Genomic DNA, 23131 nt, shown 5'->3' with positions numbered 1-23131 from the left:
ATCTATCCAGAGAGAAGGACCACCCACGATGCTCGTTATCCGCATGGCCCGCGCCGGAACCAAGAAGCGGCCGTTCTATCACATCGTCGCCGCCGACAGCCGTTCGCCGCGCGACGGCCGCTTCATCGAGCGGCTCGGCTACTTCAATCCGCTGCTGCCGAAGGACAAGGAAGATCGCCTTCGCCTCGACATGGACAAGGTCAAGGACTGGATGAAGAAGGGCGCGCAGCCGTCGGATCGCGTGATGCGCTTCCTCGACGCCGCCGGCGTTGCCAAGCGCGAGAAGCGCAACAATCCGGAGAAGGCGGTGCCGCGCAAGGAGCGCAAGGCGAAGGCCGAGGAGGCCGCCAAGGCCGCCGCTGCCGCGCCGGCCGCGAAGGCTTAAGCGATGTAGCGCGCCGTGGCGGACCGTATCTGCGTTGCTCAGATCGGCGCTGCGCACGGCGTCCGTGGCGAAGTCCGGCTCTGGTCCTTCACGGAGGATCCGATGGCGGTTGCATCTTACGGCGCGCTGGAAAGCGAAGACGGCAAGCAGCGCTTCACGATCGAAGCGCTGCGGCCCGCGAAAGATCACTTCGTCGCACGGCTTGCCGGCGTCGGCGACCGCACCGCCGCCGAGCGGCTCACCAACATCAAACTCTACGTGTCGCGCGACCGGCTGCCGCCGGTCGAAGACGACGACACGTTCTATCATGCCGACCTGATCGGACTTGCCGCGGTCACGCCCGACGGCGTGTCGCTCGGCACCGTGATGGCGATCCACAATTTCGGTGCGGGCGACGTGATCGAGATCAAGCCCGAGAGCGGCGACAGCATGCTTGTGGCGTTCACCAGCGTCGCGGTGCCCGAGATCGACATGAAAGCCCGGCGCATGGTCGTCGTGCCGCCGGTCGAGGTGGAGTAGCTGCTCGATGGACACACTTCACCATTCGCTTGCACGATCACCCTCCCCCTCCAGGGGAGGGTGGACGGAGTTCTCGGCACGTGTGGCCCTCAACGCATCTGCATGGGCGATAGCACCATGTGGCGCGCGACGATTCTCACGATCTTCCCCGAGATGTTTCCGGGACCGCTTGGCTTGAGCCTCGCCGGCAAGGCGCTGGCCGGAAAGCTCTGGTCGCTCGATGCCCATGACATCCGGGCGCACGCCACGGACCGGCATGGCACCGTGGACGATACGCCGGCCGGCGGCGGGCCCGGCATGGTGATGAAGGCGGACGTGCTGGCCCGGGCGCTCGACGCCATTCCGGCCGACGGCCGGCCGCGGCTCCTGATGAGCGCGCGCGGTCGGCCGCTGACCCAGGCCCGGGTCGCCGGGCTCGCCAAAGGCGATGGTCTGGTCGCGCTGTGCGGGCGCTTCGAAGGTGTCGACGAACGGCTGATCGCGGCCCGCGGCCTCGAAGAGGTTTCCATTGGCGACTATGTGCTGTCGGGCGGCGAGATCGCCGCGCTGGCGCTGCTCGATGCCTGTGTCCGGCTCATTCCGGGGGTCATGGGCAAGGAGGCCTCCGGCGCCGAGGAAAGCTTCATCGCCGGGCTGCTGGAGTACCCGCAATACACCCGTCCGGCGGTGTTCGAGGGCCGGCCAATCCCCGAAGTGCTCACCGGCGGCGACCACGGCAAGGTCAAGGCTTGGCGCCAGGCCGAAGCCGAGCGGCTGACCCGCGAGCGCCGGCCGGACCTCTGGAAGGCCTATGAAAGCCGCCCCAAAAAGCCCCGCACGTGACGGGGTGACAAGCCGCCCGAGTTGTCGTAGAAGCTCGCCCCAACCCAGACAAACAGCCTAGATGGCGCTGCCCTTCGCAGTCCTTTGGGGCACGCAGCCGACGGAGAATTGCCATGAACCTCATTCAGCAGCTCGAGAAAGAGCAGCAAGACAAACTGTCCGCTGGACGCGAGATTCCGGACTTCGAGCCGGGCGACACCGTGATCGTCAACGTCAAGGTTGTCGAAGGCGAGCGCACCCGCATTCAGGCTTATGAGGGCGTCTGCATCGGCCGCTCGGGCGGCGGGCTCAACGAAAGCTTCACGGTCCGCAAGATCTCGTACGGTGAAGGCGTGGAGCGCGTGTTCCCGCTGTACTCGCCAATGGTCGACTCGATCAAGCTCGTGCGCCGCGGCAAGGTGCGTCGCGCCAAGCTGTATTATCTGCGCGCTCTGCGCGGCAAGTCGGCACGTATCGCCGAGGGCTCGCATCACGGCGGCCAGTCGACCGACGTCACCGCCAACGCGGCGGAATAGAACACCGAGATTTCATCGAACCGAAAGGCCGGCCGCAGTGCCGGCCTTTTTGCTTTACGGGGTGCTACTTCCCCGGTGATCCAGCGCTTTGTAACTTTGTTGTCGGGACCGCTCAGGCTGGTTATATCTACCGCATGTCGAACGTTTCTAATGTTCACCGGATCGTCTTGGGCGACCATGTGCGTCTGCCGGGCCGCTTTTTCGGCCGGCTGACCGCGTCGATCCAGGCTGAGCTTTGAACGGCCACATCGTTCCGGCCGCATGGCGGCCAAAGCCGCTTTTCGACATTCACTCTCGATAAGGTTCAACGCGATGAAACCGCGCACGTTTTACGACAAAATCTGGGCTGACCATCTGGTTGACGAGCAACCTGACGGCACCTGCCTGCTCTACATCGATCGCCACATCGTCCACGAGGTGACGAGCCCGCAGGCCTTCGAAGGTCTGCGCCTCTCCGGCCGCAAGGTGCATTCGCCGGAGAAGACACTGCTCGTGGTCGACCACAACGTTCCAACGTCGGATCGCAAGCTGCCCAATCCGGATCCGGAGAGCGCGGCGCAGATCGCGTATCTGGCCGAGAATGCGAAAGTGTTCGGCCTCGAATACTACGACGAGTTCGACATCCGGCAGGGCATCTGCCACGTGATCGGCCCGGAGCAAGGCTTCACGCTGCCCGGCACCACGCTGGTCTGCGGCGACAGCCACACTGCGACGCACGGCGCATTCGGCGCGCTCGCCTATGGCATTGGCACCTCCGAGGTCGAGCACGTGCTCGCCACGCAGACGCTGGTGCAGACCAAGTCGAAGAACATGCGCGCTCTCGTCGAGGGCAAGCTGCCGCCGAACGTCACCGCCAAGGACATCATCCTCGCCATCATCGGCGAGATCGGCACCGCGGGCGGCACCGGCTATTCGCTCGAATATGCCGGCGAAGCGATCCGCTCGCTGTCGATGGAAGGCCGCATGACGGTCTGCAACATGTCGGTCGAGGCCGGCGCGAAGGCGGGCTTCATCGCGCCCGACGAGAAGGCCTACGAATTCCTCAAGGGCCGCCCCAAGGCGCCGAAGGGCAAGGTGTGGGACGACGCGGTGCGCTACTGGGACACGCTGCGCACCGACGACGGCGCGTTCTTCGACCGCGAGGTCAAGCTCGATGCCGCGAAGCTCCCGCCGATCGTGAGCTGGGGCACCAGCCCCGAGCAGGTCACGTCGATCAGCGGCAAGGTGCCGGTGCCGTCGGAGATCGCCGACGAGCATAAGCGCCGCGCCGCGGAGCGCTCGCTGCAGTATATGGGACTGAACGGCGGCGAGAAGATCACCGACATCAAGGTCAACCGCGTGTTCATCGGCTCCTGCACCAACTCGCGCATCGAAGACCTGCGCGAGGTGGCGCGCATCGCCGAGGGCAAGAAGGTCAGCGCCAACGTCAACGCGATGATCGTGCCGGGCTCGGGCCTCGTGAAGCAGCAGGCCGAGCAGGAAGGTCTCGACAAGATCTTCAAGGCCGCGGGCTTCGAGTGGCGTGAGCCGGGCTGCTCGATGTGCCTCGCCATGAACCCGGACAAGCTCGAGCCGGGCGAGCGCTGCGCCTCGACATCGAACCGCAACTTCGAGGGCCGTCAGGGCTTCAAGGGCCGCACGCATCTGGTGTCGCCCGCGATGGCGGCGGCGGCGGCGATCGCCGGCCACTTCGTCGACGTGCGCGACTGGCACTGAGACAAGGCCAACATCACAATCGAAAAGGCCCGCCTCACGGCGGGTCTTTTTGTTTCTGCTTCAGCGCGGATACGGCGGCGGCAAGACGCGGCCTGCGCCAAATGGCGTGTCGGCGCCGACCCGATAATAGAAATACGAGTTGCCGGCGATGTCGGTCCGATGGCCTGCGTAAGGCTTGTCATCGAATCGACGATCGGTCGCAATGCCTGGGGCTGCAGGTTTGCGATGCCGGTGTGCCGAACGCAGCTCAATCTGGCTGTCGCGGCGCACCGCGTTGTGATGCTGCTCCGACGCAAGCGCTGAACTCGGAATTGCGAACGACATCGCAAGCAACGTAGTCACAGCGACGATTCTGGATGCCATGGAATCCTCCAGTGTTGCTGTCGATAGAACACCGGCCGCAGCCAAACCATCCGCGATATCCGGCGCGGCGCGATCACTTTTGCAGCGAAGAAAGCGGCAAGCCCGCCTTGCGGCGAACCTACGCGTTGCGAGGTCGAATGTTCAGTCACCAGATCGAACCCGGAGCACCGCCCCAGCGGTTGACGCCATTGTAGGTCCCCGTCGACCACGGCTCGTCGGCGTAGCCATAGGACTCACGATAGCCTTCGCCGTAGGCACGCGGCGCTGTGTTTCGCACATGACGCACCTTGTGGCGCACCATGCTCCGTTCGACGTTCCGAACGCCATCGGCGTTCTGCTCGACAGCGCCGGCCGTCACGGGAATCGCGGCCAGAGCCGAGATGGCGATTGCTGCTAAAACTGCGGGCACTTTTGACATTGCACAGTTCTCCGGCATTGACATGGATCACCAGCGATCCAGGCGCCCGCGATGTAGGGACGGACCGCGACGCCGCAACGCCAAATGAAAGTGAAAGGCCCGCATCGCTGCGGGCCTTGTGATCTTGGATCGGTCGCCTATTGCCGCAATTGGCGCGAGGTCACCGCACCCGAACGGTGACAGGCTTGCAGATCTCGGCGGAATGCGGACGACGATAGCTCGCCATTGCACCAAAGCTTCCCGACATGATCAGCGGGCCGGTTTCGGAGTACACACGCTTGCGGCGCGCAGCAGACGCAGGGTCCATGAACGCCAGCACCACCGCACCGGCGATCACGGCCAGCAAAACGTTCGAGGCCGCGCTTCTCATCCGCGCACCCACCAGCAGTTCATCCGCGGCACGATCACCGTGCCGCTCGGCCGGTATTCGGTGACGTAACGCGCCGCGCAGTCGCGCTTCGCGTTCGGCCCCGGGTATTCAACATCATAAGGCAGCGGATAGAGCGAGTGATAACGGCGGTACGGATAGATCGGTTGCACATGGATCCGCGGCCGCACCCGCCGAACCTGGGGCCGGGCCTGCGCCAGGCTGTTCGCTGCCGTCGCGGCGGTGGCGCCGGGCCGGCCGTTCTGCGCCATGCCGGGCGCGGACCAGAGCAGTCCAGCCGAGATCGCGATTGCGGCAAATGTCACGGGCATTCGCATGGCAGGAAGCTCTCGCATCGCCGCCGCGGCGTCAACCTTTCGCCCTTTGAAACCCTGGCAGCGTGCTAGATTTGTCGCAAATGACAGACCGGAAATCCGACGAGCCTTCCGACGCTTCCTTGCCCGACCCGCTGGCCTGGCGGCCGCTAAAGGCGCCGTCGCTCGCCGAGTTCGAGGCCATCGCGCTGGAAGCTTTTCAGCTTCTGCCCAAAGAATTCCGTGACCGCTGCGAAGGCGTCGTGATCCAGATCGACGATTATCCAACCGAAGAGGTGCTGGATGCGATGGGCATCCAGAGCGAGCTCGACCTGATGGGCCTGTTCCAAGGCATCGGGCTGCCGTTCCAATCCGAGACAGCGCCGACGCATATGCCGAATATGGTCTGGCTCTATCGGGTGCCGATCCTGTTGTATTGGGCTGAGCATGACGAAACGCTGGGTCATGTCATCCAGCATGTGCTGGTGCATGAGATTGGCCACCACTTCGGGCTGTCCGATGACGACATCGAAGCCATAGAACGGGCAGCCAACTGAGTGGCTATCCTGCGCGTGAGATCGAACGGCTGGCCGAGCAAGCGCCAAGCCTGAAGAGCAAGGCTAAGAGGGAGAATGTCCATGAAAGTCACCGGCGCATGCCATTGCGGCGCAATCACCATCGAGGGCGAGGCGGACCCGGACAAGGTCGGGATTTGCCATTGCACCGACTGCCAGACCGGCACCGGCTCGGCTTTCCGCGTTTCGGTGCCGATCGAGGGCAGCGCCTTCAAGATGAAGGGAAAGCCCACCGACTACATCAAAACCACGGCGGACAGCGGCCGGCCGCGGGTGCAGGCATTCTGCGGGACCTGCGGCTCGCCGATCTATTCGACCACGCCGGGCGAAGGTCAGCAGGCGTCCTACATGGTACGGGTCGGCATCCTGGCGCAGCGCGACCAGCTGATGCCGAAGAAGCAGAACTGGTTTCGCTCGGCACGGAGCTGGGTCTGCAGCATGGACGGCATCGAGAAGAACCAGAAGCAGGGGTGAAAAGCCGGCTCCATCGACCGGATTGATGCCTCCCATCGCCAATTGGCGTTGGATCGGTTGACCTGCGGCCGGCACAATGGACGTTCCGCCTCAGGAGGCTCCCATGATCGTCACCGTGTTCCGGTCGCGGCTGCGGCCCGGGTTTCAGGACGAATATGTCGCGCTGGTCGACCGGATGCAGGAGATCGCCAGGACCATCCCGGGCTACATCTCCCACAAGGGCTTCTGGGCCGACGACGGCGAGCGGGTCACCATCGTCGAGTTCGAGCATGAAGAGGGCCAGCGCGCTTGGCGCATGCATCCGGAGCATATCGAGGCGCAGAAGCTCGGCCGGCTGAAATATTACGAGATGTACGACATCAAGGTCGGCGAGATCCGCTACCACCATCACCACGAACGCAAAAAGGAAGCGGTTCCAGGGGCTTGACCGGACCGCATTTGAGAGCCATTCAAAAGACCAAGGAGACAGGCCCCATGCAAAAGTTCGACAAGCTGGAAGGTGTCGCGGCCCCGTTGCGGGTGCTCAATGTCGACACCGACATGATCATCCCGAAGCAGTATCTGAAGACGCTGAAGCGCACCGGGCTCGCCAAGGGCCTGTTCTCCGAGATGCGCTACCAGGATGACGGCAGCGACAACCCGGATTTCGTCCTCAACAAGCCGGCCTACAAGAACGCCAAGATCATCGTCGCCGAGGACAATTTCGGCTGCGGCTCCTCGCGCGAGCATGCGCCCTGGGCGCTGATGGACTACGGCATCCGTTGCGTGATCTCCACGCAGTTCGGCGACATCTTCTACAACAACTGCTTCAAGAACGGTCTGCTGCCGATCAAGGTCAGCCCGCAGGACCTGGAGAAGCTGTTCGATGACGCCGACCGCGGCTCCAATGCGACGCTGTCGATCGACCTCGAGAAGCAGGAGATCCGCGGGCCGGACGGCGGCGTGGTGAAGTTCGACATCGATCCGGCCCGCAAGCACATCATGCTGAACGGCCTCGATGACATCGCCCAGACTCAGCTGAAGAAGGACAAGATCGCGAACTTCGAGGCGAAGTCGCAGACCGCGCGGCCGTGGGCCTGAAGTCGATTGTGCGTGCGAGCTTCAGAATCACGACATCAGTCTTGCTTGGCGCGTTGCTGACGTCACTTGCAGCGACCGCCAATGCCGGGCCGCGCGCCAAGACCCGTTTCGACGGCATCCGCGACTGCGAACGGCTCGCTGCCGTTCAGTTCAAGCGACATAATCCGGCATTCCGCCGTTTCACCATCGACCGCTCCAAGGTGACGGTCGATCCCTTCTCTGACCGGGTCGGCAACAATTTCGTCACCGCGGTCTATCACGGCCGCGCCACGTACGACGCCGGCAAAGGCCCGGACACCACACGCTTCATCTGCCTGCAAGGCGGTACCGAGGCGCTGTTCGTCTATACGTTGCCCGACTGACGAGCCGGCGTATCAGCCTGGACAGCCGTGCTGGCTGCCGGGGCTTTTCGGCGCGGCTTCGACGCCAGTCGCGCCGCCCCGGGCAATGGCATCGCGCAGAAAGCCAGAGCCCCGCATCTCGTCAATAAAGGCATCGACCGCGGCCAGCGCCTGCGGCCTGTCCTTCGGCACCACGATGTTCTGCGGCACATTGAAGAAGTTGTCGGGCAGAAGCCGCGAGCCCGGAATGCTGCGCATCAGCGCGGTGAGCCGCTGACGGTTGGCGCCGAGCGCGTCGATCTCCTTGCCGGTCAGCGCTTTGACGATCAGCTCCGGATTGTTCTCAAGCTCCACCAGGGTGGCTTTCTTCAACACGCGCTTCATACAGAGGGTGATCGAGTCGGCGCGCGTACCGGCGATCTTCAAGCCAGCGCGGTCGGCATCAGCCACCGCTTTGATCGGTGAGTCGCCCAGCACCAGAAACGACTGCTGCACCAGCATATAGGTTTGCGAAAACTCCACCGTGCCAAGCCGCGTCGCCTCGTAGGCCACAAACCCAATATCGGCCTCGCCATTCTTGACCGCCTCAACCACCGCCGGCGGATTGGGAATCGGCTTGAAGTCGAGCGGCTTGCCAATCTTCCTCGCAAGCTCCTGGGCCAGTTCATAGGATGGGCCGCGGACTTCGCCGGTCTGCGGATTGCGGACCGCCTGCGTCGGATTGCTGGAAAGATAAGCCGCGCGCAGCTTGTCGGTCGGCGCGAGATCGGATTGCGCCTGAGCCGCAACAACAGAAGCGAGTACGAGACTCGCCGCAACAAACGGAAATAACCGCATCACGCCCCCAGCGATTTCAAATCTTCCGGGGCATCTTATCAGAGCGCCAAACGCCGCCCATCAACTTCGTGTGCCCTCGATGGCCTCGGCGATCGCCACCGTGCGCCGCGCCATCTCGGCATGCATGCGCTCGACCATGCGGCCCTCGACCTGCACCACGCCCTTGTCCTTGTTCTCCGGCAGATCAAAGGCTGCGATCAGCTTGCGCGCATGCTCGACCTCGGCTGCGCTCGGTGAGAACACCACATTGCAAGGCTCGATCTGGTTCGGATGAATCAGCGTCTTGCCGTCGAAGCCCATGTCGCGGCCTTGGATGCATTCGGCCTCGAAACCCTTGGCGTCGCTGAGATCGTTGTAGACGCCGTCGAGGATATCGATGCCGTGAGCATGCGCCGCGAGCAGACAGGTCGTGAGCCAGGAGGCCATCGGCGCCCGGCCGGGAATGAGCCGCGCCCGCGTCTCCTTGGCAAGATCGTTGGTGCCCATGACGAAACCCGCGAGCCGCGTCTCGGAGTCATGGGCCTCGGCCGCCAGGGCCACGATGTTGAAGAGCGCCTCCGGCGTCTCGATCATCGCCCAGATCCGGGTCTTGTGCGGCGTGTGCAAGTCCATGATCCGGCGGCCGATCCGCTCCAATTGTTCGACGCGGCCGACTTTCGGAATGAGGATCGCATCGGGGCCAGCAGCAGCGGCGGCGGCGAGATCGTCCGCATGCCAGGGCGTTTCGATACCATTGATGCGGATGAACACCTCGCGGCCGCCGAAGCCGCCGGACTTCACGGCATCGGTGACCTGCTTGCGCGCGGCCTCTTTGGCGTCGGGGGCAACGGCGTCCTCGAGATCGAGAATCACGCCGTCGGCCGGCAAGGTTCGCGCCTTCTCGATGGCGCGGGCGTTCGAGCCCGGCATGTACAAGACGCTGCGGCGCGGACGAATGCTCATGTATCGCCTCCTGGCCCGTCACCGTAGCGATGTGGCAAGAGCTGTGCCAGCGTGTTTGGGACGACGGATGGAACGAGGCAAGATATGTGGGTCGCGGGTGCCGACGGATGCCCTAAGGGTTGGCTGGTCGTATTTCGATCGACAACGGGCGACGCCCCTAGAGCGCAATTATTCAAGACGTTTGCAGAAGTAGTCGACACTAAGCCAGGGAAATTAGCAGTCGATATCCCTATCGGACTGCCCGAACTGTCCGTGCGCGGCGGACGAAAGGCTGACCGGGAGGCCAGAAAAATTTTGGGCCGAGAAAGGCAATCAAGTGTCTTCCCAGCCCCATGCCGAGCCGCACTAGTTGCCTCTTCGTTCGAAGAGGCCTGTAGCATTGAGCTTGAACATTCTCATCCGCCCAAGAAAGTGTCACAGCAGGTCTTCAACATTCTCAACAAAATTAGAGAAGTGGATTTGTTCGCCCGGAAACATCCGGACTTGATATTTGAATGCCATCCTGAAGTGAGTTTCTATGCGATGAACCGCCGCATCCCGATGCGACTTCCTAAAAAGGTCTCTCGGAGGAAAAACCCAACGGGTCTCAATATGACCGGACTAGAAGAACGGTACGAAATTCTAATCCAACATGGATACACGAGAGAATTCGTAACAACCCGAATAGGATCAGCGATCGAACATAGTCGAGACGATCTTATCGATGCCTGCGCGGCAGCGTGGACTGCGGAGCGCATAGCGCGACAGAGTTCCGACCTAATTCAACTGCCGCCCGATTCAGACTACGATAAGTGCAAGCTTCGTATGGCCATATGGGCGTGAAGTTTGCTTTGGGACCTCAAGTGTGTGAGGACATCTCATCAGTGGAGTGCATCCGTTGAGTTTCCCGCAGCGTCTGATCGACGGTTACAGCGCCTTCGCCAGCGGCCGGCTCCAGTCCGAGCAGGACCGCTACCGCGAGCTGGCCGAACGAGGCCAGAAGCCGGAAATCATGGTGATCGGGTGCTGCGACTCCCGCGTCTCGCCCGAGGTGATTTTCGATGCTGGCCCGGGCGAACTGTTCGTGGTCCGCAACGTGGCGAACCTCGTGCCGCCGTTCGAGACCGGCGGCAGCTATCATGGCGTTTCGGCGGCGCTGGAGTTCGGCGTCGGCGCGCTCAGGGTGAAACACATCGTGGTGCTCGGCCACGCCCATTGCGGCGGCGTGAAGGCGTTTGCCGAGGATGCCGAGCCGCTTTCGCCCGGCGATTTCATCGGCCGCTGGATGTCGCTGATCGCGCCCGCCGCCGAGAAGCTTGGGCCCCGGGGCAGCCTCTCGCCCGCGGAATATATCGAGCGGCTCGAGAAGGCGTCGGTCGTCAACACACTCGACAACCTGCTGACGTTTCCGCGGCTCAAGAAGCTGATCGAACGCGGCGAGATCTTAACCCACGGCGCTTATTTCGGCGTAGCCACCGGCCAGCTTTCGGTGCTCGACCGCACGACCGGCGAATTCAAGCCCGTTACGGGCCGCTGAGCCGACCTTACGCCGCCTTCTGCTTCGCCTGGATCAGCTTGCGATTGATCAGGCACTCGGCAATCTGCACGGCGTTGAGCGCCGCGCCTTTGCGCAGGTTGTCCGACACCACCCACATCGACAGACCGTTCTCGACGGTCGCGTCCTCGCGGATGCGGCTGATGTAGGTCGCGTCCTCGCCGGTCGCCTCGTATGGCGTGACGTAACCGCCGGGCTCGCGCTTGTCGATCACGATACAGCCCGGTGCGTTGCGCAGGATATCGCGCGCCTCATCCGGCGTGATCGGCTCGGCGAATTCGATGTTGACCGCTTCCGAGTGGCTGATGAACACCGGCACGCGCACGCAGGTGGCGGTGAGCTTGATCTTGGGGTCGAGAATCTTCTTGGTCTCGGCCATCATTTTCCACTCTTCCTTCGTGTACCCGTCCTCCATGAACACGTCGATCTGGGGGATCAGGTTGAAGGCGATGCGCTTCGGAAACTTTTTGGCCTCGACGTCCTGTAGCGAGTAGATCGCCTTGGTCTGGCGATCGAGCTCGTCCATCGCGTCCTTGCCGGCGCCGGACACCGACTGATAGGTCGAAACCACCACGCGGGTGATCTTGGCCTTGTCGTGCAGCGGCTTCAGCGCCACCACAAGCTGCGCGGTGGAGCAGTTCGGATTGGCGATGATGTTCTTCTTGCGGAAGCCCGTGACCGCGTCAGCGTTCACTTCGGGCACGATCAGCGGCACGTCGGAATCGTAGCGCCAAGCCGAGGAGTTATCGATCACGATGGCGCCCTGGGCGCCGATCTTGGGCGACCACTCTTTCGACACGCTGCCGCCGGCAGACATCAGGCAGATATCGACGTCGGAGAAGTCGGTGTGCTCAAGCGCCTTGCACTTGAGGATTTTGTCGCCGAACGAAACGTCAGTGCCCTGGCTTTTGCGCGAGGCGACCGCGATCACCTCGTCGGCGGGAAACCGCCGCTCCTCCAGGATGTTGAGCATCTCGCGGCCCACGTTCCCCGTGGCGCCGACCACCGCGACCTTGAAACCCATGACAGTCTCCGAAAAAGGGCCTGTAGACCCCAGCGCGCCAGCTTCTAAGGGAAAAACCTTTATAACTCAACGCTGAGCCGCGCCGCAGATATATGACTTTTTCGGCTGAATGCCATCTCTGGTCGCGATGAATCGGCCGGTTCGAACCGGCGCAGAGTTCGCCAAAAACGCCTAGCGGAAGCTGCCGCGCAGCGCCGGCACCGGGCGCAGGTTCTGGCCGTCGTCGACCGGCAGGCTGACCTGCGCGGTCACGGCGCGGGCGAGCGCCGCGCGGCTGAGCATCATGCCGGCCACTGCGCTCGAGGTGCCGATCGCGAGGACGAGGGCGACGCTTGCGACAACGATCCGGGCCATTGGGGTCTCCCCACCTTTGAGGCTGCAGCGGGGGGTGCTGCAGCGCGTATCCGATGGTGACAGGTGTAAACCCCGTCGGTATCCGGCGAATGTTGCGCATGTATCGTCGGTATCGCGGCTCGAAATGGCGCCACATCTGTCGCAACATTGGCGGTACCCACCCTCCCCCTCCAGGGGAGGGTGGCAGGCTGCTCGTGGCGAGAGCGCAACCGTCAGCTTCCGTAGTTCTTCTTCAGATACTCCGCGATCGCTTTCGCGTCCGCATCCGTGATCGGCGCGCCATACACCTTGATCATCTTGTTGACCTCGGCGTCCCACAATGCGGCATTGGGATAGGGCGAGTTCATCTGGATGTAGTCGAGCGTGTGACAGGAGCCGCAGTTGCCTTCGACCTTATCGAGGCCGGGCGCTTTCTTGAGATCGATGGGTTGTTCCTCGGCGGCCGCCGCCAGGCTCAGCGCGAGAACCGTGAAAACAGCGATGATCGTGCGCATGATGTCTCTCCCTCAGCCCACGGTCAGCGCGACGCTGTGGAAGACGTTGTGGTGATAGCCGGCCGGGTTGTGCAGCAGTTTCGCGGTCTGTGTCTGGCCGATGGCGTTGCTGGCGCGCGCCATCACGGTCACGGCGCCCTTGCCCTTCAGCGGGAAGCTGAAGGTTCGGAACGCGTAACGGCCGATATCCTCGCCGAGCGCGGCCTGTTGCCAGGTCTTGCCGCCGTCGGTCGACACCTCGACACTGCTGATGCCGTAGCCGGCATCCCAGGCGATGCCGCCCACTGCGGTGCCTTCGCTGACCTTTGCGCCGTCGGCGTGGCTCGTGATCAGCGAGTTGATCATGATCTCGGTGATCGGCGTGTTGACCGCGGTCTCCTGCGTGACGAACCGCGACACCATCGGGAAGCGGCCGAGCGGCACGCGGTAGGCCGCAGCCATCCAGAAATTGGTGTCGGGCTTGGTCACCGCCTTGATCGAGGTGAGATGTTTCATCCAGTAGGTGCCGGTCCAGCCCGGCACGATCAGCCGCGCCGGCGCGCCATGCCAATGCAGCAGCGGCGCGCCGTTCATCTCGTAGGCGATCAGCGTCGACTCATCGAGCGCGCGTGAGACCGGGATGCTCTTGATGAAGTCCGGTGTCTTATCGATCGGCGGGCCGTCGGCGCCTTCGAACACCACCTCGACGACCTCCTTCTTCAGGCCGACCTTGTCGAGCACGTCCTTGAGCCGCACGCCCTTCCAGCGCGCACAGCCCATGGCGCCGTAACCCCACTCGACACCGGGCACATGCGGCTCAAACAGGCCACGGCGGTTGCCCGAGCATTGATTGACGGCGGCGATCTCCACGGCGGGCAATGCCTTCAGATCATCGAGCGAGAGCGTGGCCTCGCTGTTCGCGCCCTCGCCGCCCACCGCAAGCTTCCAGGTCTTGGCATCGACCTCCGGGATGACCGAGAGATGGTAGCGCACGAAAAACGCATCGGTCGGCGTGATCGCCGTGCGGAAATATTCGATCGGCGTTTCGTAGTTCGGCGGCCGGTAGCTGAGCTTGATCAGTGGCTTCTTGCCAGGCAGCGCATCGAGGATGGCGTTGGCGCGCAAGCCCTCCGGCAGCGCCTTGGGCAGATCGAGACCTGCCGCCAGAGCGCGGTCCAGGCCGAAGGCAGCCGCGGCGCCAACCGCAGCCGTTCCGCCCAAAAGATGTCGTCGATTGAATTGCAGCATCGCGTCCTCCCGGCAATTCCGCTCGCGGCGGCATTTGATGCGCACGATCGTCATCGCGGCACCGGAGAAATCGTGCGGAACGTCCGTTCGGCACGATTTGATAACTATCCGCTGGTGGTCACACCGTTGCAACAGGTTCGCGGGAACCGGATACCTGCCCGGGCGTTCCCTTGTGGCGAAACCCCAAACCAGCCTATAAGTGTTTGATGTTTTTGGGCTTGGGAACGAGGACAAACATGCGCCTGATGGCCAGGATTTTGACGGCCACTCTGACAGCCGCCGTCGCGGTTTGCGCCGTTTCAGCCGCAGACGCCGCGCCTCGCGTGAAGCGCGTGAGAAATGTCGATGTGGTGGACAACCGCCCATTGCCGCCGGGCACGACCACGATCGTCAGCCGCGACGAGTATGGCCGCACCCGCACCCGCATCCTGGTGCAGAAGCGCTCCTACCTCGACGGCGGCACCGAGGTGATGCCAGCCGACAACGTCAACTCGTTCCGCTCGACCTTCATGAGCTACCGGCCGGGCAGCGCCGCCACTCAGAACACCGCCTTCGACCGGCCGAGCTGGGTCAACGACCCGTTCTTCCTGGCGGGCGCGCGCAATCCGTATCCGTGGACCGGAAACTGAGCCGCATCGGGCCAATCGTCAGGCGAGATTGAGCTGCCACGACACACCGTAGCGGTCGTTGAGCCACGTGAACCTGCGGCTGAAGCCGTAGTTGTTGAGGGGCATCAGGACCCCACCTCCCTCTCCCAGTGCGGACGCGAGCGTATCGATCTGCTGCTCGGATTCGCATTCAACGAAGAGCGACATGGCGGGCGTGAAGCTGAAATTGTGCTTCACCGGGCTGTCGATGCAGATCACGGTCTGGCCGGCGATCGAGAACGAAGCCTTCATCACCGATCCTTCGCGACCGGGGCCGCCGGCGCCGTAGCGCGCAATGTTGAGCACCTTGCCGTCTGGAAAAAGCGCGACGTAGAACGTCATCGCTTCTTCGGCCCGGCCCTCGAACATCAGGAACGGCTGAACGGTGGTCGACATGTGCCCTCCGGTGGGTGACCGGACTGATGTGACGATGCAGGCCTACTTCGCCAGCTTTTCCATCTCGGCGATGATGGCGTCGCCCATGTCCTTGGTGCCGACCTGCTTGAAGCCGGGCGACATGATATCGCCGGTGCGAAGGCCGTTCTCGAGAACCTTGGCGATAGCCTTGTCGATCATATCGGCCTCAGCGCCCTTATTGAACGAATAGCGCAGCGCCATGCCGAACGACGCGATCATCGCGATCGGATTGGCGACGCCCTTGCCGGCAATGTCCGGCGCCGAGCCGTGCACCGGCTCGTAGAGCGCCTTGCGCTTTTTCGTCTTCGGATCGGTGTCGCCAAGCGACGCCGAGGCCAGCATGCCGAGCGAGCCGGTCAGCATCGCGGCGATGTCCGACAGCATGTCGCCGAACAGGTTGTCGGTGACGATGACGTCGAACTGCTTGGGGTTCTTCACGAGCTGCATGCCGCCGGAGTCGGCAAGCTGGTGCTCCAGCGTGACGTCCTTGAACTCGCGCTGATGCACCTGGGTGATGACCTCGTTCCAGAGCACGCCGGTCTTCATCACGTTGCGCTTTTCCATCGACGTCACCTTGCCGCGGCGCTTGCGCGCGAGCTCAAAGGCGACGCGGCCAATGCGCTCGATCTCGTAGGTGTCGTAGACCTGGGTGTCGACGGCACGCTTCTGGCCGTTGCCGAGATCGGTGATGGTCTTGGGCTCGCCGAAATAGACGCCTCCGGTGAGCTCGCGCAGGATCATGATGTCGAGGCCCTCGACCAGCTCGCGCTTCAGCGCCGAAGCATCCGCCAGCGCCGGATAGGTCACGGCCGGGCGCAAATTCGCATAGAGCGCGAGGTCCTTGCGCAGGCGCAGAAGGCCGGCTTCGGGACGGACGTCATAGGGCACCGCGTCCCACTTCGGCCCGCCGACCGAACCGAAGATCACGGCGTCGGCGGCGTGGGCCTTGGCCATGGTCTCGTCGGTGATCGAGACCTTGTGGGCGTCGTAGCAGCTGCCGCCGACCAGCCCCTCCTCGGTCTCGAAGGTGCCCATACCACGGCCGTTCATCCAGGCGATCAGCTTTTTGACCTCACCCATGACCTCGGGGCCGATGCCGTCGCCGGGAAGGAGAAGGAGCTTGTAGGTGGCCATGGGACTGCGCCTCGTGAGACTCGGGTGGTCGTCATTCCGGACGCCGCCATAAGCGCGGTTACGCGCGTTTGCGACGCGCTATGGCGGCGATCCGAACTCCAGATGCAAGTTCGGATTGTGCATCTGGATTCCGGGATCGCGCTGACGCGCGCCCCGGAATGACGGCGGAGGGGATTGCTAAAACGCCCTGCGGGGATTGGCAAGCATGCGGCACATCGGCGACAAATCGTCATGGCCGCCGTCCTCCTCGCCCTCGCCTCCGCAACCTTCCTCGGCGCGGGCGTGGTGATCACCCAGTTTGGGCTGAAGACCATCCATCCGCTGTCCGGCGCGGCGATCAGCATTCCGGCCTTCACGCTCTGCTTTGTGCTGCTGTCGCCGATCCTGCTGCATGACGACACCATCGAGTGGCGGGCGGTGCCGATTTTCGCCGCCGTGGGCCTGGTGTTCCCCTCGGTGCTGACGCTGCTCACCTTTGCGGCTAACCGGGCGTTGGGACCGGTGGTGACCGGCGCGCTTGGCAATCTGTCGCCGCTGTTTGCCGTGGCGCTCGCCATCCTCGTGCTGCACGAGCCGATGCGGCTGTTTCAGTTCGTCGGGTTGTTCGTGTCCGTGACGGGCGCCCTCATCCTGAGCACCACGCGGACGCCGCATATGCGCGACTGGCGCACCTGGGCCCTGCTGCTGCCGCTGTGCGCGGCGTTTCTTCGCGGCGTGATCCCGCCGGTGCTCAAGATCGGGCTTGCGATCTGGCCCAATCCGATCGGCGCGGGGCTGTTCGCCTACATCGTCTCGTCGCTGACGGTGCTGTGTGTGGAGCGCATCCGCACCGGCCATTTCATCGTACAGGGGCCTCTCGAAGGCCGGCTGTGGTTTGCGCTCACCGGCGTGATCAACGGTGTCGGCACGCTGCTGCTCTATGCCGCCGTTGGCGCAGGCCCGATCACCGTGGTGGCCCCGGTCAATGCCACCTACCCGCTGGTGACGATGGGGCTGAGCGCGCTCGTCCTGTCGAATGTGCGGCTGACACCGCGGTTGCTGCTGGGCGTAGGCCTCGCGGTCGCGGGCGTTGTGCTGATCTTGGTGGGCTGAGGCGGACGCGCCCGCACAAACTTGCACAACCGCGCCGTCCTTCGGCGGAACACGACAGATCGCGGCCGGACATTCCGGAACATCACGCTCCCATTGCGACGGCGCTTTCACGCATCACTTACGCGGGAACGAGGGGGCTCGGAGGCGACCGCGTCATGCGAATACTGATCATCAACCCGCCGCACCCCGCAATCGGCAGCCGCATTCCGAAGGAGCAGTTGCCGCCTCTTGGACTGCTCTCGATCGGCGGGCCCCTGATCGACGACGGCCACGAGGTGAGGCTCATCGATGCCGAATTCGGCCCGATGCCGTTCGGCGAGATTGTACGACAGGCCGTGGCGTACCGGCCGCAAGCGCTGCTGCTCGGCCATTCGGGCTCGACCTCGGGACACCCGATCGTCGCCGAGCTGACACGCCTGCTGGCAAAAGCGCTGCCTGATGCCTGGATCGTTTATGGCGGCGTGTTCCCGACCTACCACTGGCGCGAGGTACTCGCCCAGGAGCCGCAAATTGACGTTATCGTGCGCGGCGAAGGCGAGGAAACCGCACCGCGGCTGATCCAGGCGTTGGAACGCGGGCAGTCTTTAAAGGCGCTGCGCGGGATCGCGTTTCGCGACGACAACGGCGCGGTGGTCGGCACGGCGCCCGCGCCTGTGATCGCCGACCTCGACAGCTTCCGCATCGGCTGGGAGCTGATCGATCACGCGCGCTACAGCTACTGGGGCAACAAGCGCGCCGTGGTGATCCAGTTCTCACGCGGCTGCCCGCATCTCTGCAACTACTGCGGCCAGCGCGGCTTCTGGACCCGCTGGCGGCATCGCGATCCCAAAAAGCTCGCCGCCGAGATCGCCTGGCTGCATCACGTGCACGGCGTCGAGGTGATCAACTTCGCCGACGAGAACCCGACCGCCTCGCGCAAGGCGTGGAAGGCGTTTCTTGAGGCGCTGATCGCGGAGGATGTGAAGCTGACGCTGGTCGGCTCGACGCGGGCCGACGACATCGTGCGCGATGCCGACATCCTGCATCGCTACAAGAAGGCCGGCGTCGAGCGCTTTCTGATGGGAATGGAGAACACCGACCAGGCCACGCTTGAACTGATTCGGAAGGGCGGCAGCACCAACAAGGATCGCGAGGCGATCAGGCTGCTGCGCGAGCACGACATGCTGTCGATGGCCACTTGGGTCGTTGGCTTCGAGGAGGAGACCGACCGCGATCTCTGGCGTGGTCTGAAACAGCTTCTGTCCTACGACCCGGACCAGATCCAGACGCTTTACGTGACGCCGCACCGCTGGACGCCGTACTTCCGCATCGCCAAGGACCGCCGCGTGATCCAGACCGACCAGCGGCGCTGGGACTACAAGCACCAAGTGCTGGCGACGCGGCACATGGCGCCATGGCGGCTGCTGCTCTGGGTGAAATGCATCGAGGCGATCGTGCAGCTGCGCCCCAAGGCGCTGCGCCGTGTGCTGTTTCACCCCGACCGTAAAATCCGTCACGCCATGCGCTGGTACACCAAGATGGGCCGTCGGGTCTGGCCGCGCGAGGTTTTCGGTTTCCTGTTTCGCGACCGCCGCGTTGCGATCGGCCCGACGGTCGCAGAGTTCTGGGGCGCGCCGCAGGACGCCGAAGAGGAAGCGATGGCGTCAAAGCAGAAGGAGCGCTCGATCGCATCGTTCAATGACGACAAGGCCTGCGCGGCGTGAAGCGCTGCTGACCCCCTTGGCAAGTTCGCTGGCACCACCGACTTTAGAGCCGGGCGAAGCAAGAGGCTGATGGAGGCCCGCATGGACCAGACCAATATCCCCACGGGCAGCACGCCGCCCGGCTCCAAGCCCGAGGCGAAGCGGTACGCTTGTGCCGTCACTGGGCGGCAGCTGCTGAAGAAGAATTTGGTGCGGCTCGACGATCTGCGGCCGACGCTCGCCGACCGCATCCGCGCCGACCATGCCGGCCTCGCCGAGGACGCGCTGATCGACCGCACCGAGGTCAACCGTTACCGCAACCGCTATGTCGAAGAGATGCTGCGCGAGGAGCACGGCGAGTTCAGCGAGCTCGACCGGCAGGTCGCCGAGAGCATCGCCAACCAGGACACCATCGCGGAAAACACCGAGGATGACTTCCTCGAGCACCGCACGCTCGGCCAGCGGCTGTCGGACCGGCTGGCGAGCTTCGGCGGCTCGTGGCCATTCCTGATCTCGTTCGGCGCGTTCCTGCTGGTCTGGATGGCGATCAGTGTCGCCATGGGTGAGCAAAAATCGTTCGACCCCTACCCGTTTATCCTGCTCAATCTCGTTCTGTCGTGCCTCGCCGCAGTTCAGGCGCCGATCATCATGATGAGCCAGAAACGGCAGGAGGCGAAAGATCGCCTGCGCTCACACAACGACTATCAGGTGAACCTCAAGGCCGAGCTGGAAATCCGGCACCTGCACGAGAAGCTCGATCACCTGATCACCAAGCAGTGGCAAAGGCTCGCCGAGATTCAGCAGATCCAATTGGAGATCATGCAGGACAGCCGACGAAGGACTTGAACCCGAAGCTTTATCAGTTGGTCGCATTTTTTTGCGGCGAACCGCTTCACGCTTCGCCGGAAAATACTCTACGACCCGCTGAACCAGTTGTAGCCCTGGTTCTCCCAATAGCCGCCGGCGTCGTTGTTCTGCACGTAGAGCGCCGTGATGTATTTCGGATTCTTGAAGCCGAGCTTGGTCGGGATGCGACACTTCATCGGGAAGCCGTACTTGCGCGGCAACGTTTGATTGTCGAACTTCAGCGACAGCTGCGTCTGTGGATGCAGTGCGGTCGCCATATCGATCGTGTTGGAATAGCCCTCGGCACATTGGAACCAGACGTATTTGGCGCGCGTGTCGGCGCCGATGTGCTTCAGGAAATCCGAAAGCCGCACACCTTGCCAGGAGCCGATCGCACTCCAGCCCTCGACGCAGATGTGGCGGGTGATCTGCGACACCTGCGGCAATGCATTGAGCTGCTCGAGTGTCCACGGCTCCTTGTTCTCGATCAGCCCGCCGACCTCGAGCTTCCAGGTATCGCCGTCGACTTCGGGGGCCTCATCCTCGGGGTAGTAGCCGTTGAAGGGGAACGGTCGCTTGATGGCGCTTTCGGGAAATTCCGGCGCGAGCTTGTTCGGGTTGAACAGCCAGGCCTGGATGCGGTCGTTGAACTTCGAGATCTGGCGCAGCGCACCCTCCGCCGTGTCGTCATCGATGATGGCGCAGCCGGTGAGCAAGGCCAGCGCACCGACGCTCAAGCCGCCGCGCAGAAACAGCCGTCGCGACGGCTCCGGCATCAGCTTGGCCGCGTCCTTGATCAGCAGCTTCTGGTCGACGCCCGGAATGATGCGTTTGCGTGGCATCGCTGCCTCCTACCGTCCCGTCACCATGGCCTTGAGGCTCTTCGGCACGATCAGCGCGAGCAGCACATGGACCGCCAGAAAGCCCACGATCGCCGCCATGGCAAAAAAGTGCACGAAGCGGGCGGTGTCATAGCCGCCGAACACTGCTGTGAGTTCCTGCAGCTGCACCGGCTTCCAGATCGAAAGTCCCGACAGCACAATCACCACGCCGGCCAGGATCACGCCGACGTACAACAGCCGCTGCACCGCGTTGTAGACCGAGATGTCGTCGTGCGAGAGCTTGAACGTGAGCGCCGCCTTGGCGTCGGCGATCACGTCGCCCGGCCGGATCGGCAGGAACTTCTTTCGGAAACGGCCGCTGATGAATCCCAAGATGATGTAGATCAGGCCATTGACCGCCAGCACCCACATCGCGGCGAAGTGCCAAAGCAGCGCGCCGGCAAGCCAGCCGCCGAGCGTGACCGAGCCGGGAAACGTAAAGCCGAACAGCGGCGAGGCGTTGTAGATCTCCCAGCCCGAGCCGATCATCACCAGCATCGCGAGCGCGTTGATCCAGTGAGTGACCCGCACCCAGGCCGGATGGATCACAAGCCGTGTGCGCTCCGAAGTCGTCGTGAGACCGATGCTGGTCATGGCTGCCGCCTGTTCGCTGGCATCCCTTGAATCTGGGGGAAAAGCGCCGGACTCGCAAGCGCGGGCCCGGCGCCCAGAAAATTAGTTCTTCTTCATACCGTCTTTGGACATGCCGTCCTTCTTGTCCATCATGCCGCCGGTGTTGGACATCTTGCCGGACTCCTTGGACATCGCGTCAGTCTTCTTGTCCATTTTGCTGTCCATCTTGGAGTCCTTCGCCATCCCGGGCTTGCTCATGGCATCCTCGGCGAAGGCCGCAGGCGCGAGAGCGAGGCCGGCCGCAACGGTCGAAGCAACAATCAAACGCTTGATCATGATCACCCTCCTTGGTGCTGCCTAACGCAGCACTCATTTGCTATCAGGCGTTCCGAACACATGCGTCTCAGGTTTCCGTATGTGTTTGTGGCGAAAAACTCACGGTTTCGTGACACCAGCGAAACGCGCTATACAGAGCAAGCCGGAGCCCGACGTCGAAGAGTGTCATCATGACCAAGACCAGCACCGGCAATTTCTTCGAGGATTTCCGCCTCGGCCAGATCATCCGCCACGCCACGCCGCGAACCATGACCGTTGGCGACGTGGCGCTCTATACGGGCCTGTTCGGGCCTCGTTTCGCGGTGCAGTCGTCGGACGCCTTCGCCATAGCCATTGGCTATGATCGCGCGCCGCTGGACGATCTTCTGGTGTTCCATGTGGTGTTCGGCAAGACCGTGCCGGACGTGTCGCTGAATGCGGTGGCCAATCTCGGGTACGCGGGCATGCAGTTTCTCGCGCCGGTTTTCCCTGGCGATACGCTCAGCGCGACCTCCGAGGTGATCGGACTCAAGGAAAACTCCAATCGCAAGACCGGCATCGTCTATGTGCGCACCCGCGGCATGAAGCAGGACGGCACGGCCGTGCTCGAATATGTCCGCTGGGTGATGGTGCGAAAGCGCGACGAGTCGGCGCCGGCGCCCGGCGACCATGTGCCGCGGCTGCCCACATTCGTGGAGGCGCGGCTTCTGGGTAGCGCATGTCCGCCAATCAAACGTGAGGCTTACGATCTGGAACTGGCCGGCAGCCCCTATCGATATGGCGACTACGAGATTGGCGAGAAGATCGACCACGTCGACGGCATCACGGTCGAAGAGGCTGAACACCAGACCGCGACGCGGCTCTATCAGAACACCGCACGGATTCACTTCGATCAGTTCTCGGCGGCGCAGAGCCGCTTCGGCCGCCGGCTGATCTATGGTGGCCACGTGATTTCACTCGCGCGCGCCATCTCCTTTAACGGTCTCGGCAATGCGTTTCACATCGCCGCCGTCAACGGCGGCCGGCACGTCTCGCCGCTGTTTGCCGGCCGCACGGTGTTTGCATGGTCGGAGGTGCTGGCGAAAAGCGAGTTGCCGGGCCGTGACGATGTCGGCGCGCTGCGGTTGCGGACGGTGGCGACGAGCGACAAGCCCTGCGCCGACTTTCCCTACAAGAACGGCGAGGACTACGACCCCGCCGTTCTGCTCGATCTGGATTATTGGGTGCTCATCCCACGCTGACG

General features: G+C 63.4%; 32 protein-coding genes. 17 read left to right on the top strand and 15 right to left on the bottom strand.

Annotation, left to right across the window (positions count from 1 at the left end; all coding sequences use genetic code 11):
- The first annotated feature begins 28 nt into the window (after positions 1 to 28).
- From rpsP to leuC, 5 genes are all read left to right on the top strand, one after another.
- On the top strand, positions 29 to 385 hold the full coding sequence (rpsP, locus tag RHPLAN_RS02460; protein WP_068013518.1) for a 30S ribosomal protein S16: 357 nt from the start codon (positions 29 to 31) through the stop codon (positions 383 to 385).
- 15 nt (positions 386 to 400) lie between these two features.
- Positions 401 to 904, top strand: coding sequence for a ribosome maturation factor RimM (rimM, locus tag RHPLAN_RS02455; RefSeq protein ID WP_068013516.1), 504 nt, complete (start codon positions 401 to 403; stop codon positions 902 to 904).
- 102 nt (positions 905 to 1006) lie between these two features.
- Positions 1007 to 1726 (top strand): tRNA (guanosine(37)-N1)-methyltransferase TrmD, encoded by a 720-nt coding sequence (gene trmD, locus RHPLAN_RS02450; protein ID WP_068013515.1) that lies wholly within the window; start codon positions 1007 to 1009, stop codon positions 1724 to 1726.
- A gap of 113 nt (positions 1727 to 1839) precedes the next feature.
- Positions 1840 to 2241 carry a 50S ribosomal protein L19 gene (gene rplS, locus RHPLAN_RS02445; protein ID WP_068013514.1) on the top strand — a complete coding sequence of 134 codons (402 nt, stop codon included), beginning with the start codon at positions 1840 to 1842 and terminating at the stop codon, positions 2239 to 2241.
- A 261-nt stretch (positions 2242 to 2502) separates the two neighbouring features.
- The gene (gene leuC, locus RHPLAN_RS02440) at positions 2503 to 3957 is read left to right on the top strand and encodes a 3-isopropylmalate dehydratase large subunit (RefSeq protein ID WP_198164678.1); all 1455 of its coding nucleotides are present in this window, start codon (positions 2503 to 2505) and stop codon (positions 3955 to 3957) included.
- Positions 3958 to 4017: 60 nt separating this feature from the next.
- Here the strand turns inward: leuC and RHPLAN_RS02435 are convergent, their stop codons facing one another.
- The 4 genes from RHPLAN_RS02435 to RHPLAN_RS02420 all read right to left on the bottom strand — a co-directional run bounded on the left by RHPLAN_RS02435 (position 4018) and on the right by RHPLAN_RS02420 (position 5443).
- Entirely contained in the window at positions 4018 to 4320 is a 303-nt protein-coding gene (locus RHPLAN_RS02435; protein ID WP_157100012.1) for a hypothetical protein, read from the bottom strand.
- Between the two features lie 145 nt (positions 4321 to 4465).
- Positions 4466 to 4738, bottom strand: coding sequence for a hypothetical protein (locus RHPLAN_RS02430; RefSeq protein ID WP_157100011.1), 273 nt, complete (start codon positions 4736 to 4738; stop codon positions 4466 to 4468).
- A 160-nt stretch (positions 4739 to 4898) separates the two neighbouring features.
- Positions 4899 to 5108, bottom strand: coding sequence for a hypothetical protein (locus RHPLAN_RS02425; RefSeq protein ID WP_068013504.1), 210 nt, complete (start codon positions 5106 to 5108; stop codon positions 4899 to 4901).
- Positions 5105 to 5443 (bottom strand): hypothetical protein, encoded by a 339-nt coding sequence (locus RHPLAN_RS02420; RefSeq protein ID WP_084244187.1) that lies wholly within the window; start codon positions 5441 to 5443, stop codon positions 5105 to 5107. Before RHPLAN_RS02420 ends, RHPLAN_RS02425 begins: the two co-directional genes overlap by 4 nt.
- A gap of 80 nt (positions 5444 to 5523) precedes the next feature.
- On the opposite strand from RHPLAN_RS02420, the gene RHPLAN_RS02415 reads away from it, so the two are divergent.
- From RHPLAN_RS02415 to RHPLAN_RS02395, 5 genes are all read left to right on the top strand, one after another.
- Complete coding sequence (locus tag RHPLAN_RS02415; RefSeq protein WP_084244185.1) at positions 5524 to 5976, top strand: metallopeptidase family protein; 453 nt, start codon at positions 5524 to 5526, stop codon at positions 5974 to 5976.
- Positions 5977 to 6057: 81 nt separating this feature from the next.
- On the top strand, positions 6058 to 6468 hold the full coding sequence (locus RHPLAN_RS02410; RefSeq protein WP_068013500.1) for a GFA family protein: 411 nt from the start codon (positions 6058 to 6060) through the stop codon (positions 6466 to 6468).
- Positions 6469 to 6571: 103 nt separating this feature from the next.
- Positions 6572 to 6895: an antibiotic biosynthesis monooxygenase family protein gene (locus RHPLAN_RS02405; protein ID WP_068013499.1), complete on the top strand. Its 324-nt coding sequence runs from the start codon at positions 6572 to 6574 to the stop codon at positions 6893 to 6895.
- Positions 6896 to 6942: 47 nt separating this feature from the next.
- Entirely contained in the window at positions 6943 to 7548 is a 606-nt protein-coding gene (gene leuD, locus RHPLAN_RS02400) for a 3-isopropylmalate dehydratase small subunit (protein WP_068013497.1), read from the top strand.
- A gap of 41 nt (positions 7549 to 7589) precedes the next feature.
- Positions 7590 to 7910 (top strand): hypothetical protein, encoded by a 321-nt coding sequence (locus tag RHPLAN_RS02395; protein WP_157100010.1) that lies wholly within the window; start codon positions 7590 to 7592, stop codon positions 7908 to 7910.
- Between the two features lie 12 nt (positions 7911 to 7922).
- Here RHPLAN_RS02395 and RHPLAN_RS02390 read toward each other — a convergent pair whose 3' ends face one another.
- Positions 7923 to 8726, bottom strand: a complete 804-nt coding sequence (locus RHPLAN_RS02390; protein ID WP_068013494.1) for a transporter substrate-binding domain-containing protein — start codon at positions 8724 to 8726, stop codon at positions 7923 to 7925.
- Between the two features lie 60 nt (positions 8727 to 8786).
- A complete protein-coding gene (locus RHPLAN_RS02385; protein ID WP_068013492.1) occupies positions 8787 to 9668 on the bottom strand; it encodes an HpcH/HpaI aldolase/citrate lyase family protein in 882 nt (293 codons plus the stop codon).
- A gap of 84 nt (positions 9669 to 9752) precedes the next feature.
- On the opposite strand from RHPLAN_RS02385, the gene RHPLAN_RS40975 reads away from it, so the two are divergent.
- A complete protein-coding gene (locus tag RHPLAN_RS40975; RefSeq protein WP_084244183.1) occupies positions 9753 to 10490 on the top strand; it encodes a DUF429 domain-containing protein in 738 nt (245 codons plus the stop codon).
- Between the two features lie 46 nt (positions 10491 to 10536).
- Positions 10537 to 11184, top strand: coding sequence for a carbonic anhydrase (locus RHPLAN_RS02380; protein ID WP_442971802.1), 648 nt, complete (start codon positions 10537 to 10539; stop codon positions 11182 to 11184).
- Between the two features lie 7 nt (positions 11185 to 11191).
- On the opposite strand, the gene RHPLAN_RS02375 is transcribed toward RHPLAN_RS02380, so the two are convergent.
- The 4 genes from RHPLAN_RS02375 to RHPLAN_RS02360 form a co-directional block, all read right to left on the bottom strand.
- Positions 11192 to 12226, bottom strand: a complete 1035-nt coding sequence (locus RHPLAN_RS02375; protein ID WP_068013488.1) for an aspartate-semialdehyde dehydrogenase — start codon at positions 12224 to 12226, stop codon at positions 11192 to 11194.
- Positions 12227 to 12397: 171 nt separating this feature from the next.
- Positions 12398 to 12580 carry a hypothetical protein gene (locus RHPLAN_RS02370; protein ID WP_068013486.1) on the bottom strand — a complete coding sequence of 61 codons (183 nt, stop codon included), beginning with the start codon at positions 12578 to 12580 and terminating at the stop codon, positions 12398 to 12400.
- A 212-nt stretch (positions 12581 to 12792) separates the two neighbouring features.
- Positions 12793 to 13074, bottom strand: a complete 282-nt coding sequence (locus RHPLAN_RS02365; protein WP_068013484.1) for a hypothetical protein — start codon at positions 13072 to 13074, stop codon at positions 12793 to 12795.
- Between the two features lie 12 nt (positions 13075 to 13086).
- Positions 13087 to 14301: a molybdopterin-dependent oxidoreductase gene (locus tag RHPLAN_RS02360; RefSeq protein WP_068030442.1), complete on the bottom strand. Its 1215-nt coding sequence runs from the start codon at positions 14299 to 14301 to the stop codon at positions 13087 to 13089.
- Between the two features lie 323 nt (positions 14302 to 14624).
- On the opposite strand from RHPLAN_RS02360, the gene RHPLAN_RS02355 reads away from it, so the two are divergent.
- Positions 14625 to 14930 (top strand): hypothetical protein, encoded by a 306-nt coding sequence (locus RHPLAN_RS02355; RefSeq protein WP_157100009.1) that lies wholly within the window; start codon positions 14625 to 14627, stop codon positions 14928 to 14930.
- Positions 14931 to 14948: 18 nt separating this feature from the next.
- Here RHPLAN_RS02355 and RHPLAN_RS02350 read toward each other — a convergent pair whose 3' ends face one another.
- Both RHPLAN_RS02350 and leuB read right to left on the bottom strand, forming a co-directional pair.
- Entirely contained in the window at positions 14949 to 15344 is a 396-nt protein-coding gene (locus RHPLAN_RS02350) for a VOC family protein (protein WP_068013481.1), read from the bottom strand.
- Between the two features lie 42 nt (positions 15345 to 15386).
- Positions 15387 to 16499: a 3-isopropylmalate dehydrogenase gene (gene leuB, locus RHPLAN_RS02345; RefSeq protein ID WP_068013479.1), complete on the bottom strand. Its 1113-nt coding sequence runs from the start codon at positions 16497 to 16499 to the stop codon at positions 15387 to 15389.
- 231 nt (positions 16500 to 16730) lie between these two features.
- Here leuB and RHPLAN_RS02340 point away from each other — a divergent pair, with 231 nt between their 5' ends.
- The 3 genes from RHPLAN_RS02340 (at position 16731) to RHPLAN_RS02330 (ending at position 20119) form a co-directional block, all read left to right on the top strand.
- On the top strand, positions 16731 to 17591 hold the full coding sequence (locus RHPLAN_RS02340) for a DMT family transporter (RefSeq protein ID WP_068013477.1): 861 nt from the start codon (positions 16731 to 16733) through the stop codon (positions 17589 to 17591).
- 155 nt (positions 17592 to 17746) lie between these two features.
- Entirely contained in the window at positions 17747 to 19294 is a 1548-nt protein-coding gene (bchE, locus tag RHPLAN_RS02335; RefSeq protein ID WP_068013475.1) for a magnesium-protoporphyrin IX monomethyl ester anaerobic oxidative cyclase, read from the top strand.
- Between the two features lie 81 nt (positions 19295 to 19375).
- Positions 19376 to 20119, top strand: coding sequence for a DUF1003 domain-containing protein (locus RHPLAN_RS02330; protein ID WP_237180029.1), 744 nt, complete (start codon positions 19376 to 19378; stop codon positions 20117 to 20119).
- Positions 20120 to 20187: 68 nt separating this feature from the next.
- On the opposite strand, the gene RHPLAN_RS02325 is transcribed toward RHPLAN_RS02330, so the two are convergent.
- The 3 genes from RHPLAN_RS02325 to RHPLAN_RS02315 all read right to left on the bottom strand — a co-directional run bounded on the left by RHPLAN_RS02325 (position 20188) and on the right by RHPLAN_RS02315 (position 21909).
- The gene (locus RHPLAN_RS02325) at positions 20188 to 20961 is read right to left on the bottom strand and encodes a molybdopterin-dependent oxidoreductase (RefSeq protein ID WP_068013473.1); all 774 of its coding nucleotides are present in this window, start codon (positions 20959 to 20961) and stop codon (positions 20188 to 20190) included.
- 9 nt (positions 20962 to 20970) lie between these two features.
- On the bottom strand, positions 20971 to 21594 hold the full coding sequence (locus tag RHPLAN_RS02320) for a cytochrome b/b6 domain-containing protein (protein WP_068013471.1): 624 nt from the start codon (positions 21592 to 21594) through the stop codon (positions 20971 to 20973).
- An 81-nt stretch (positions 21595 to 21675) separates the two neighbouring features.
- Positions 21676 to 21909: a pentapeptide MXKDX repeat protein gene (locus RHPLAN_RS02315; RefSeq protein ID WP_068030438.1), complete on the bottom strand. Its 234-nt coding sequence runs from the start codon at positions 21907 to 21909 to the stop codon at positions 21676 to 21678.
- 170 nt (positions 21910 to 22079) lie between these two features.
- On the opposite strand from RHPLAN_RS02315, the gene RHPLAN_RS02310 reads away from it, so the two are divergent.
- Complete coding sequence (locus tag RHPLAN_RS02310) at positions 22080 to 23129, top strand: MaoC family dehydratase (protein WP_068013469.1); 1050 nt, start codon at positions 22080 to 22082, stop codon at positions 23127 to 23129.
- Positions 23130 to 23131 lie beyond the last annotated feature (2 nt).

Origin of the sequence: Rhodoplanes sp. Z2-YC6860 (assembly GCF_001579845.1) — a bacterium.
In the GTDB taxonomy this organism is placed as follows: Bacteria; Pseudomonadota; Alphaproteobacteria; order Rhizobiales; family Xanthobacteraceae; genus Z2-YC6860.
The sequence above is the reverse complement of the archived record's forward strand: the minus strand, read 5'-3'. Positions and strand labels throughout refer to the sequence as shown.